Annotated in this window: 11 protein-coding genes; 4 read left to right on the forward strand and 7 right to left on the reverse strand. The window is 72.9% G+C overall.

Annotated features, from left to right (window positions below):
* Nucleotides 1–152 precede the first annotated feature (152 nt).
* The gene (locus AC5R91_RS14555) at nt 153–593 is read left to right on the forward strand and encodes a gamma-glutamylcyclotransferase family protein (protein ID WP_495397681.1); all 441 of its coding nucleotides are present in this window, start codon (nt 153–155) and stop codon (nt 591–593) included.
* A 15-nt stretch (nt 594–608) separates the two neighbouring features.
* Here the strand turns inward: AC5R91_RS14555 and AC5R91_RS14560 are convergent, their stop codons facing one another.
* From AC5R91_RS14560 to AC5R91_RS14575, 4 genes are all read right to left on the reverse strand, one after another.
* Nucleotides 609–1,826: an amidohydrolase gene (locus AC5R91_RS14560; protein WP_495397682.1), complete on the reverse strand. Its 1,218-nt coding sequence runs from the start codon at nt 1,824–1,826 to the stop codon at nt 609–611.
* A gap of 89 nt (nt 1,827–1,915) precedes the next feature.
* On the reverse strand, nt 1,916–3,064 hold the full coding sequence (locus tag AC5R91_RS14565; RefSeq protein ID WP_495397683.1) for a glutamate--cysteine ligase: 1,149 nt from the start codon (nt 3,062–3,064) through the stop codon (nt 1,916–1,918).
* Between the two features lie 99 nt (nt 3,065–3,163).
* A complete protein-coding gene (gene aspS, locus AC5R91_RS14570) occupies nt 3,164–5,056 on the reverse strand; it encodes an aspartate--tRNA ligase (protein ID WP_495397684.1) in 1,893 nt (630 codons plus the stop codon).
* 256 nt (nt 5,057–5,312) lie between these two features.
* Nucleotides 5,313–5,702, reverse strand: coding sequence for a hypothetical protein (locus AC5R91_RS14575; protein ID WP_044884274.1), 390 nt, complete (start codon nt 5,700–5,702; stop codon nt 5,313–5,315).
* A 39-nt stretch (nt 5,703–5,741) separates the two neighbouring features.
* Here AC5R91_RS14575 and AC5R91_RS14580 point away from each other — a divergent pair, with 39 nt between their 5' ends.
* The gene (locus AC5R91_RS14580; RefSeq protein ID WP_495397685.1) at nt 5,742–6,554 is read left to right on the forward strand and encodes a purine-nucleoside phosphorylase; all 813 of its coding nucleotides are present in this window, start codon (nt 5,742–5,744) and stop codon (nt 6,552–6,554) included.
* Between the two features lie 13 nt (nt 6,555–6,567).
* The gene (locus AC5R91_RS14585; RefSeq protein WP_495397686.1) at nt 6,568–8,415 is read left to right on the forward strand and encodes a phospho-sugar mutase; all 1,848 of its coding nucleotides are present in this window, start codon (nt 6,568–6,570) and stop codon (nt 8,413–8,415) included.
* A 107-nt stretch (nt 8,416–8,522) separates the two neighbouring features.
* On the opposite strand, the gene upp is transcribed toward AC5R91_RS14585, so the two are convergent.
* Nucleotides 8,523–9,161 carry a uracil phosphoribosyltransferase gene (gene upp / locus AC5R91_RS14590; RefSeq protein ID WP_495397687.1) on the reverse strand — a complete coding sequence of 213 codons (639 nt, stop codon included), beginning with the start codon at nt 9,159–9,161 and terminating at the stop codon, nt 8,523–8,525.
* 37 nt (nt 9,162–9,198) lie between these two features.
* Between upp and deoC the strand changes: the two genes are divergently transcribed.
* Nucleotides 9,199–9,978 carry a deoxyribose-phosphate aldolase gene (deoC, locus tag AC5R91_RS14595; protein WP_495397688.1) on the forward strand — a complete coding sequence of 260 codons (780 nt, stop codon included), beginning with the start codon at nt 9,199–9,201 and terminating at the stop codon, nt 9,976–9,978.
* A 31-nt stretch (nt 9,979–10,009) separates the two neighbouring features.
* On the opposite strand, the gene AC5R91_RS14600 is transcribed toward deoC, so the two are convergent.
* Both AC5R91_RS14600 and AC5R91_RS14605 read right to left on the reverse strand, forming a co-directional pair.
* Nucleotides 10,010–10,663 (reverse strand): DNA-3-methyladenine glycosylase I, encoded by a 654-nt coding sequence (locus AC5R91_RS14600; RefSeq protein ID WP_495397689.1) that lies wholly within the window; start codon nt 10,661–10,663, stop codon nt 10,010–10,012.
* Nucleotides 10,660–11,763 carry an adenosine deaminase gene (locus tag AC5R91_RS14605; RefSeq protein WP_495397690.1) on the reverse strand — a complete coding sequence of 368 codons (1,104 nt, stop codon included), beginning with the start codon at nt 11,761–11,763 and terminating at the stop codon, nt 10,660–10,662. Before AC5R91_RS14605 ends, AC5R91_RS14600 begins: the two co-directional genes overlap by 4 nt.
* Nucleotides 11,764–11,855: the final 92 nt, after the last annotated feature.

Below are 11,855 nucleotides of genomic sequence, written 5' to 3' on the forward strand. Positions count from 1 at the left end.
CCCGCCTCGACGGCTGCGCTCCTCCCGGTGCGGACAGCTCCGTAGGATCACAGGCGGAAGCCAGCATGCGCGAAGTCCACGAGACACCCTTCTTCCGATTTTGAAACGGAAATAGCAGCTATAGCCACGCACCGTCACCCCGAGAGACGACGATGACCTTGTACGCGGCGTACGCCGGCAATCTCGACCCGGCGCAGATGAAGGAGCGGGCCCCCCACTCGCCCGTCACCGGCACTGGATGGATCAACGGCTGGCGCCTGACCTTCGGCGGCGAGAACGTGGGCTGGGACGGGGCGCTGGCCACGATCGTCGAGGCACCCGGCAGCCATGCGTACGTGCTGCTGTACGACCTCGATCGATATGACCTGGAGCGGCTCGACGTGTGGGAGGGCGCGGACACCGGCCTGTACACCCGCATCCGCGTCAGGGTGTCCACCCTGGACGGCGAGGCTCTCGCCTGGACCTACGTACTGAACTCCTACGAGGGTGGCCTGCCCTCCCGGTGGTACCTCGACATGATCGCCGATTCCGCCGAGAAGGCAGGGGCTCCTGCCGACTACGTCAAGGAACTCCGCTCCCGGCCGACGGCATAGCCGGCAGAGCGCAGGTCAGAGGGAGGCCGGCGGGCGGCGTAGCAGCTCCAGGGCGGCGCCGGCCAGCAGCCGTACCCCGATGCCGACAGCACGCTCGTCGACGTCGAAGGCGCCCTGGTGAAGATCGTAGGTGGGGCCCCCCGGAACGCGGGTGCCCAACCGGGCCAGCGCGCCGGGCACGTGGTTGAGATACCAGCCGAAATCCTCCCCACCCAGGGACTGGGCGACGGTGGTGGACGCGCCATGGCCGAGGGTGCCGTCGACGACGCTCTGGAACACGTCGACGACTTCCGCGCTGTTGACGACGGGAGGCACACCGCGCCGGTAGTCGACCACGATCTGCGCGCCGTAGGGGGCGACGAGCTGCTCGGCGACCCGGGTCACGAGGGCGGGGACGGACTCCCAGGTCTCCCGGGACAGCGTGCGGATGGTCCCGCGTAGCTGCCCGGTGCGGGGGATGGCGTTGGCGACGGTGCCGGCCTGCACCTGCCCCCAGACGAGGGACAGCGCCGACCGTGGATCGACCAGCCGGCCGAGTGCGGCCGGCAGGTCGGCGGCCAGCCGGACGATGGCATACACCAGGTCGACCGTGTTCTGCGGGCGCGAGGTGTGGCCGCCCGGCCCCGCCATCGTGATCTCGATGGCGTCGGCCGCGGAAGTGATCGGCCCGGTCCGCAGCCCGATGGTGCCCACGTCCAGCGCGGGATCGCAGTGCACGGCGATCGCCGCCGAGGCAGGCTTCAGCACGCTGGCGTCGATCACGTCCAGGGCCCCGCCGGGCATGAGCTCCTCGGCCGGCTGGAAGACGAGACGCACGGTGCCCGGCAGCGCGGCCGTGCGCGTGTACTCGGCGAGGGCCAGACCGACGCCCAGCACCACGGTGGTGTGCACGTCATGCCCGCAGGCGTGCGCCACGCCGGGCACCGTCGAGCGGTACGCGACGTCCTTGACGTCCGGCAGTGGCAGCGCGTCCATGTCGGCCCGGACGACCACCACCGGGGTCGTCGGATCGCGGTCCACCCCGACCCCGATGTCACACCACAGCCCGGGCACGTCCGGCAACCGCTGCGGGGACAACCCCGCGGCGCGCAGCCTCGCCTCCACCTGCCCGGCCGTACGCCGTTCCTGCCGGCCGAGCTCGGGATGGGCGTGCAGGTCACGGCGCAACGCGACCAGTTCGGATTCATGTGCGGTCACCCATCGGCCGACCGCCGCGGTCTCGTTGGCCTCCATCTGCCGCCGGGCTCCTCCCTGCGGGCGTCGCGCGGGCCCTGACGCGCGCCGTTGTCGGATACCGGGCCGTCGGGGCCGCGCCGACGCACCTATCGGTCAACGACCGGACGGCCGGTATTCATCTCTTCCAGCAGGGTATCGACGACTCGGGTGAGATCTCCATCGGCCCGCCGGGCCACCGCCCGCTGCCGGGTGTAGCTCGCCCCGGTCTCGAGGATCACCAGGACGTCGGCGAGCTGCTCCGCGCAGCCCAGCCGGTGGGCGACCGGGAGCAGATCCTCCACGAGGTCCACGAGGTCGTCGCGGACCGACCGCACCCCGCCGCGACCGTCGATCAGGATCTGCGCGTCGAGGCCGTAACGGGCCGCCCGCCACTTGTTCTCCTGCACGAGCCACCGCTGCGGCGTCGGGAGCCGGTACCCGCGGTCGATCTGGGTGTTCATCCGGTCCACGAGGCACTGCGCGAGGGCGGCGACCGCACCGACCTCCATCAGCGTCGGCAGCCCGTCGCAGATCCGCAGTTCCACGGTGCCGAAGTTGGGATGTGGCCGGATGTCCCACCAGACCTCCCGGATCGTCTCGATCGTCCCCGCCGCGATGAGCGTCTCCATGAAGGACTCGAACCGCGGCCAGTCCTCCAGCGGATAGGGCAGGCCCGCGGTGGGCAGGCTGGCGAACACCTGGGATCGTGACGAGGCCAGGCCCGTGTCCCCGCCCAGCCAGAACGGCGACGACGCGGACAGGGCGAGGAAGTGCGGGATGTACACCATCAGGGCATTCATGATCGGCATGGCCTTGTCCGGGGAACGGACCCCGACGTGGACGTGGACGCCGAAGATGAGCAGCCGGCGGGCCAGCCACTGCATCTGGCTGACCAGCCGCGAGTACCGGTTGTCGTCGGTGATGCGCTGCCCGGCGTAGTCACTGATGGGGTGGGTCCCGCTGCACATCAGGCCGACCCCGCGCCGCTCCGCCAGGTCGCGCAGCAGCGACACCGTGCCGGCCAGGTCGGCGGTCGCCTCCCCCACCGATCCGCAGACTCCGGTGATGACCTCGACGGTCGACTCGAACAGCTCGTGCTTCGCCTTGGCCGCCTCCCGTTCGCCGATCTTCGCCCGCAGCTCGTCGAGGATGACCGTGGCCTCCCCGCGCAGCTCGCGGGACTGTTGATCGACGAGCTGCAGTTCCCACTCGATGCCGAGACTGGAGCTCGTCGAGGACGAGAAGGGAATCTGCACCTGGGCTCCTCGGATCGGGGCCGATGCCGGTGTCGGGCAGCCGTCACCGTTCCGCTCGGCTCACGGACAGCAGGAGCTGATTACCCATTCGAGCCGTTCCTACCCCCGATCCCCTCCCGGGGTGGCCGGGGTGGCAGTAGTAGCCGGGGTGGCCGGGGTGGCCGGGGTGGCCGGGGTGGCCGGGGTGGCCGGTGCAATCACCCGTACGCCCAGCTCACGAAGCTGACGGTCGGTCACCTGGGTGGGAGCCCCGGTCAGGGGGTCGAGACCGGACTGGGTCTTCGGGAAGGCGATGACCTCACGGATGTTCTCCTCACCCGCCAGGATGGCGACCAACCGGTCGATGCCGACCGCGAAACCGCCGTGCGGCGGCGCGCCGTAGCCGAACGGGGTGAGGAAGAAGCCGAACCGGGCGTTCGCTTCCTCGGGCGTGATCCCGAGCAGGCCGAAGATGCGCTGCTGCAGGGCGCTCTCGTGGATCCGGATCGAACCGGACCCGAGCTCCCAGCCGTTGAGCACCAGGTCGTAGGCGCGGCTGCGCACCGCGAGCGGTTCGCTCTCGAGCTTCGCGATGTCGTCAGGATGCGGGCGGGTGAAGGGGTGGTGCCCGGGCTTCGGCCGCCCGGTGGCCGGGTCGATGCCGACGAACAGCGGGAAGTCCACCACCCACACGAACCGCAGCGGCCCCTGGCCGGCCGGCGGGCGGCCAAGGTCGTTGCGGAGCTGCCCGAGCACCTCGCAGGTGGTCGCCCACTCGTCGGCGACCAGCAGCAGCAGATCGCCTTCGGCGGCATCGGTCGCGGCGACGATCCCGGCGAGTTCGTCCGCCGAGAGGAACTTCGCCACCGGCGACTCCAGCTCGCCACCGGCGCCCACCCGCATCCACACCAGGCCCTTGGCACCCAGCGACTTGGCCCGCGTGGTGAGATCGTCCAGCCGGCGCCGGTTGTGAGCGGCCGAGCCGCCGGGCACCCGAATGCCCTTGATCGCCTCGGCGCCGGCGAACGCCTTGAAGCCGCTGCCGGCGAAGACCCCGGTGAGCTCGATGAGCTCCAGGCCGAACCGCAGGTCCGGCTTGTCGACGCCGAAGCGGTTCATCGACTCGTGCCAGGTGATCCGTTCGATCGGCGGCACGGCGTCGGTCCGCACCGCCCGCGCCGCGGCCAGCACCGCGGCGGAGATCACGTCAAGCACGTCGTCCTGGTCGACGAAGCTCATCTCGAGGTCGAGCTGGGTGAACTCGTACTGCCGGTCGGCGCGCAGGTCCTCGTCCCGCAGGCAACGCGCGAACTGGAAGTAGCGGTCGGTTCCGCCCACCATGAGCAACTGCTTGAACAACTGCGGCGACTGCGGCAGGGCGTAGAAGCTCCCCGGGAACTGCCGGGACGGGACGATGAACTCCCTGGCGCCCTCCGGGGTCGAGGGCATCAGCAGCGGCGTCTCCACCTCGACGAAGTCGAGTGGCGTCAGGACGGTGCGCATCGCGCCCAGCACCGCGGAACGGGTCCGCAGGTTGCGCTGCATCCGCTCCCGGCGCAGGTCGAGGTAGCGGTAGGCCAGCCGGGTGGACTCGTCGACGGCGTCGGCCCGGTCGTCGAGGGGGAACGGCGGCGGGGTGGCGACCGACAGGACCTCGACCGCGCAGTCGCGCAGCTCGACCTCCCCCGTCGCCAGCGCCGGGTTCGCCGTGCCCTCCGGCCGGATGGCGACCGTGCCGGTGACACGCAGCACGTACTCGGAGCGGACGTCGACGGATCCGTCGACGACGACCTGGAGGAGGCCGGAGTGGTCCCGCAGGTCGACGAAGGTCAGCGACTGCCCGTGCTGGCGGCGGTGCGCCACCCAGCCGCACACCGACACGGTCCGGCCGACGTGATCCGCCCGCAGCTCAGCGCACAGGTGCGTGCGCATGGCCGTACGCTGCCCGCTGGCCGCGGAGACCCCCGGCTCCGGGATCGGTAGCTCGCCGGTGGCCGGCTGGGTTGTAGTCATCGGTCCGTTGTTCCCATCGCTGTCCGGTTCGGCCCACCGGGCGCGGTGTCACGCCTGTGCTGTGGCGATATCGTCACGCCCGCCGCGGGATCCCGTCCCGACCTTATCGGCCGCTGCGTCGCCACGGTCCGGTCAGGTTGAACGGGTCGCCACCGAAGCGGCGGCGCGGGCCGGGGGCTACACAGGCTGGGGGCTACACAGGCTGGGGGCTACACAGGCTGGGGGCTACACAGGCTGGGGGCTACACAGGCTGGGGCTAGCGGCGCAGTGCGCGGATGAAGCGGCCGGCCTCGGTTCGCAGCCGAGCCGGGACGCGCAGGACCTGGCGTCCGCGGGGCGTGCTGAGTTCCACCGTGATGACGTCGCCATGCTTGACCCCGCGGGAGGCGCTCACCTCGCGGCGGTCGAACACGACGTCGAACCAGTCGCCCTCCCGCGGGAACGGCGCAACGACGAGCAACCGCCTGTCGGTGAGCACGATCCACCGGGAGGCACCGACCCGATGGCCGACGAAGGTCTCCACCTTCGACGTCAGCCGTCCCGGCCCGCCGGGATCGGTCAGCCGTCCACGCAAAACGACCTCGGTGAACTCACCGGACTCCAGCGGCACGGACGGGAGCCGGCGGTGGGACGGCAACAGGGGCACGGACGCCAGTCTCCCCCACGCACCCCGTACAGTCGCCGGGTGCGAGAGCAGGCGGAGGAACCGAACGCGGCGGCCTCGGCCGCGCGGCTGGCGGAGCTGACCGGAGCCGGGCGGCACGACGTGGCGATTCTGCTGGGCTCGGGGTGGCGCCCGGCCGCGGACGTGCTCGCACGGCGGGCAAAGGAGGTCACCGAGGTCACATTCGCCGAGCTCGGGGGCTTCCCGCCGGGCACCGAGGTGCCCGGTCATCGGTCGGTCGCCCACTCGCTGCGCCTCGAAGGCCGCCGGCTGCTCGTCTACCTGGGCCGGGTGCACGCGTACGAGGGCCACGGACTGGCGCGGGTGGTACACGCCGTGCGGCTGGCCTGCGCCGCGGGCGCGTCGACGGTCGTGCTGACGAACGCGGCCGGCGGGCTGCGCGCCGACATGACCATCGGCCAGCCGGTCCTCATCGCCGACCATCTCAACCTCACCGGGCGATCACCGCTGGTGGGACCCGCCTTCACCGATCTGACCGACGCCTACTCGCCACGGCTGCGCACCCTGGCTCGCGAGGTCGACCCGTCGCTGGCCGAGGGCGTCTACGCCGGCCTGCCCGGACCACACTTCGAGACGCCGGCAGAGATCAGGATGCTGCGGGTGCTGGGTGCCGACCTGGTGGGCATGTCGACGGTGCACGAGACGATCGCCGCCCGGGCCGCCGGCGCCGAGGTGCTGGGCGTGTCACTGGTGACCAACCTCGCGGCGGGCATGACCGGGGAGCCGCTGAACCACCTGGAGGTGCTGGCCGCCGGGGCGGCGGCGGCGGAGCGCATGGGGGTCCTGCTCGCCGACATCGCCGCCCGGCTCTAGGGACGGCGAGATCATGACGGCGCCGGCCACCGCCCCGCCGCCGGGGCTGCCCGATCCGCTGGCCGGACGGATCCGGGCCTGGCTCGCCGGCGACCCGGACGCCGCGGACCGGGCCGAGCTGACCCGGCTGTGCGCCGAGGCCGTCCGCGACCCGGCCGCGCTCGACGAACTCGACGACCGGTTCCGGGCGCCGTTGCGGTTCGGGACGGCGGGGCTGCGCGGGCCGCTGCGCGCCGGGCCCGGCGGAATGAACACGGCCGTGGTGCGCCGAGCCGCCGCCGGCCTGGCCGCCTGGCTGCGCGCCCCGGCGGGGGCGGACCCAGGGGTGGGAGCGGGGGCGACCGGCGGCACCCCGGCCGCGCCTGCCCTGGTCGTCGTCGGCTACGACGCCCGGCACCGCAGCGAGGAGTTCGCGTTGGACAGCGCGCGGGTCGTCGCCGGGGCCGGACTGCGGGCCCTGGTCCTGCCCGGGCCGCTGCCCACACCGGTGCTGGCCTTCGCCGTGCGTCACCTGCGGGCCGACGCGGGCGTGATGGTGACCGCCAGCCACAATCCGGCTGCCGACAACGGCTACAAGGTGTATCTGGGGGGCAGCGAGCCGGACCCGGGACGCGGCGCGCAACTCGTCGCCCCCACCGACGCCGACATCGAACGGCACATCGCCGCCGCCGGTCCGGCCGCCGCGATCCCGATGGCCGAGACCTGGGGCCGGCTCGACGGACGGATCGTCGAGGACTACGTCCACGCCGCGGTGGCGGCGGTCCTCGACCTGGCGCCGACGGCCGACGCGGCGCCGACGGCCGACCCGGGTGAGCCCGAACCGGTGCAGGCGATCGTCGCGTACACCCCGCTGCACGGAGTCGGCGCCCAGACCCTCGCCGCCGCCTTCGCCGCCGCCGGGCTCGCGGCTCCAACACTTGTCGACGAGCAGGCCGCGCCCGATCCGAACTTCCCGACCGTTCCCTGGCCGAATCCGGAGGAGGCGGGCACGATGGACCGGGCGCTGGCTCTCGGTGAACGCATCGGCGCGGATCTGGTGCTGGCGACCGACCCCGACGCGGACCGCTGCGCCGTCGCGGTGGGCGGACGGTTGCTCACCGGCGACGAGATCGGCCTGCTACTCGCCGATCAGGTGCTTCGCCGCCGGCCCGGCCCGGTGGCGACCACCCTGGTCAGCTCGTCCGGCCTGCGCGCGCTGGCGCGGCGCTCCGGTGTCACATACCGCGAGACACTCACCGGCTTCAAGTGGATCATGCGGGCGGATCCGGGGCTCGTCTTCGGTTACGAGGAGGCGCTCGGCTACGCCCTCGTCCCGGATCTGGTGCGGGACAAGGACGGCATCACCGCGGCGCTGGCCGTCGCGCTGATCGCCACCGCCGCGAAGCGGCGCGGCCTGACCTTGCCGGATCTTCTCGACGAGCTGGCGGCGCGGATCGGCGTGCACGAGACCGGGCAGCGCTCGGTCCGCTTCGCCGACGTCACCCGGATCGCCGCGGCGATGCGGAGGCTGCGCTCTCAGCCCCCGCCGCGGCTCGCGGACCGCGCGGTGACGGGCCGGCGCGACCTGCTCGACGACGGCGTCCCGCCGGCGGAGGGCGTCCTGCCGACGGCCGATGTCTTCGTCCTGTTCCTCGGCGACGACCGGGTGACCTTCCGGCCGAGCGGGACCGAACCGAAGCTGAAGGTGTACCTCGAGGTCGTCGAGCCGGTCGACGTCGGCGCGGCCACCCCGATCACCCCGGCCACGGCGGCAACGGCGGCCACGGCGAACGACGCGGTCACCGCGGCTCGCGAGCGAGCCCGGTCCCGGCTGGCCGAGCTCACGGCCGCAGTCGACGATCTGCTCACCCACCTCGGGTAGCCGTCCCGCCGCCCGCAGCAGGCCACGCACGCCCGAGCCGTCCGCCGACAGCGCCGCACACCTCACTTCCCCCCGTGGATCACATCTCCCCGACTTCCCCCCGTGGATCACATCTCCCCGTAGATCCGGTCACCGGCGTCGCCGAGCCCGGGGACGATGTAGGCGGTGTCGTCCAACCGCTCGTCGACGGCCGCGGTCACCACCGTCAGCTCCGCCGCCGCGGCGGCCGGCAGGCCGGACTCCAGCGCCGTCAGCCCCTCCGGCGCCGCGACGACCGCGACGACCGTGATGCCCCGTGCCCCGCGGTCGAGCAGCAGCCGCAGGCAGTGCAACGCCGAACCGCCGGTGGCGAGCATCGGGTCGAGCAGCAGCACAGGCCGGCCGGTCAGGTCGGCGGGCACGGCCTCCAGGTAGACGGTGGGCCGGTGAGTGATCTCGTCCCGGGCCAGGCCGATGAAGGCGGTGTGGGCGTCCGGGAGCAGGCCGAGCGCCGCGGGCAGCATGCCGAGGCCGGCGCGCAGCACCGGGGCGACCACCGCCTCGGCGGCCAGCCGCACCCCGGTCGTCGTCGCCAACGGCGTCGTCACCGTCACGGGCATGGTCGGCAGCGCCCGGGTCGCCTCGTAGACCAGCATCGTGGCCAGGTCGTGCAGGGTCGGCCGGAAACGGGAGCGCGGCGTGCGCTCGTCGCGGAGCACGGTGAGCGACGAGGCCGCCAGGGGATGGTCCACGACGTGCAGATGCACGGACTGACTCCTCGAGCGCGGGACGGGATCGGCAATGATGCAACGTATGACAACCGATCCCGCCGGACCCGACCGTCCCGCCGAGGAACCGGGGGGCGGCCCCCCCACCTCGGCCGAGGGCGCCCGGCCCAGCCTGCGGCGGGCCGAGGTCGCCCGGCTGATCGACCACACGCTGCTGGCCCCGGCCGCGACCGACGAGGAGGTGCTCGCGCTGTGCGCCGAGGCCGCCAAGCTGGGCGTCGGCGCGGTCTGCGTGGCCCCGACCCACGTCTACCTCGCCGCGGCGAGCACGTACCGCGGCAGCCGCGAAGCCGAGCCCGCCTTCGCCGTCGCCTCGGTGATCGGCTTCCCGCACGGCACGCATCTCACCGTCATCAAGGCCGAGGAGGCCCGCCGGGCCGTCGCGGACGGCGCGACCGAGATCGACATGGTCATCGACATCGCCAACGCGTTGGACGAGAACTGGCGGGCGATCGAGACCGAGATCTCCGAGGTCCGCCTGTCGGTGCCGCCGCACGTGATCCTCAAGGTGATCCTGGAGACGGCGCTGCTACCCGACGCGAACATCATCGCGGCCTGCCGGGCGGCGGAGGCCGGCGGGGCCGAGTTCGTCAAGACGTCCACCGGATTCCATCCGGCCGGGGGAGCCAGCGTGCGCGCGGTGCGGGCGATGACCGAGGCGGTGGGGGGACGCCTCGGGATCAAGGCCTCCGGCGGCATCCGGACGGCGGAGAAGGCGATGGCCATGATCGAGGCCGGCGCGACCCGCCTCGGGCTGTCCGCCTCCGCCGACGTCCTGGCCGGCTTCCCCACCTGATCCGACCCGGGCGTCCCGCCCCGAGCCGCGGCTACGCGGGCACGTGGGGCACCCAGCAGTCCGCCAGGTGATCGTCGACGAGGCCGCAGGCCTGCATGAGCGCGTAGGCGGTGGTCGGGCCGACGAACACGAAGCCGGCCGCGCGCAGCCCCTTCGCCAGCGCCACCGACTCCGCGGTCTTCGCCGGAACGTCGGCGAGAGTGGCCGGCCTGGCTCGCTGCGGCGGCCGGTGTGACCAGATCAGTTCGGGCAGCGGCCGGTCGAGGGCGAGCACCGCCCGGGCGTTGACGATCGTGGCCTCGATCTTGCGGCGGTTGCGCACGATGCCAGCGTCGCCGAGCAGCCGCTCGACGTCGGCGGGCCCGAAACCGGCGACCACACCCGGGTCGAACCCGGCGAAGGCTGACCGGAACGCCGGGCGCTTGCGCAGGATCGTCAGCCACGACAGCCCGGACTGGAACGCCTCGAGGGTGAGGCGTTCGAACAGGCTCACCTCGTCCCGGACCGGGCGGCCCCACTCCTCGTCGTGGTACTCGACGTACTCCGGCGCCGACAGGCCCCAGGGGCAACGCGCCCGCCCGTCGGCTCCGACCACGGCGCCCGCGGGGGCGGGCCGGTTCGGGACCGGGCCGGCCGGCGCCGCCTGGGTGCCGGGCGGCTCGGTTCCCGCCACGCTCGTGCTCATCGGGCGAGCTCCTCACGGACGTAGGGCGCGTAGCCCGGCTTGATGACATCGTTGATCAGGTCGAGACGTTCGTCGAAGGGCAGGAAGGCCGACTTCATCGCGTTCAGGGTGAGCCAGCGGATGTCCGACCAGTCGTAGCCGTGGACGTCGACGAGCGTCGCGAACTCGCCCGACAGCGACACATCGCTCATGAGCCGGTTGTCCGTGTTCACCGTGACCCGGAAGTGCAGCCGGCGCAGCAGGGCGATGGGATGGCGCTCGATGCTCGGCGCGGCACCCGTGTGCACGTTCGAGGTGGGGCACATCTCCAGCGGCACCCGGACGTCGCGCACGTAGTTGGCGAGATCCCCGAGGATCGCCTTACCGTCCGGATCGACCGTGATGTCGTCGACGATGCGCACCCCGTGGCCGAGCCGGTCGGCGTTGCACCACTGGACCGCCTCCCAGATCGACGGCAGCCCGAACGCCTCGCCCGCATGGATGGTGTAGTGCCCGTTCGCCCGCTGGATGTACTGGAAGGCGTCGAGGTGCCGGGTCGGCGGGTTGCCCGCCTCGGCGCCGGCGATGTCGAAACCGACCACCCCGGCGTCCCGCCAGCGCACCGCGAGCTCGGCGATCTCCAGCGAGCGGGCCTGGTGACGCATCGCGGTGAGCAGCGCGCGGATGCGCAGCGGCGTGCCGGCGGCGCCCGCGCGGAAGCCGTCGAGGACGGCCTCGACGACCGCGTCCAGCGACAGGCCGCGCTCGACGTGCAGCTCGGGCGCGAACCGCACCTCGGCGTAGACCACGCCGTCGGCCGCGAGGTCCTCGGCGCACTCGCGCGCCACCCGCCGGATCGCCTCCTGGGTCTGCATCACGCCGACGGTGTGGCGGAAGGTTTCCAGGTAGCGCACCAGCGAGCCGCTGTGTGCCCCGCCGCGGAACCAGGTGCTCAGGGCGTGCGCGTCCGTGGACGGCAGGTCCCGGTAGCCGGTCTCGTCGGCGAGCTCGACCACCGTGGCCGGCCGCAGCCCGCCGTCGAGATGGTCGTGCAACAGGACCTTCGGCACCCGGCGGATCTCGTCGACCGTGATCGGACCGGGCGGTGCGTCGTTCGTCATCTGTCCTCCGTCTCCTGCCCCGACCGTAGGCCACGGGTACGACAGAACCGCGACGCCGCGTTGGCCGGCCGCCTCCGCCCCCGCCCCCGTGC

Source organism: Frankia sp. BMG5.60, assembly GCF_059428125.1.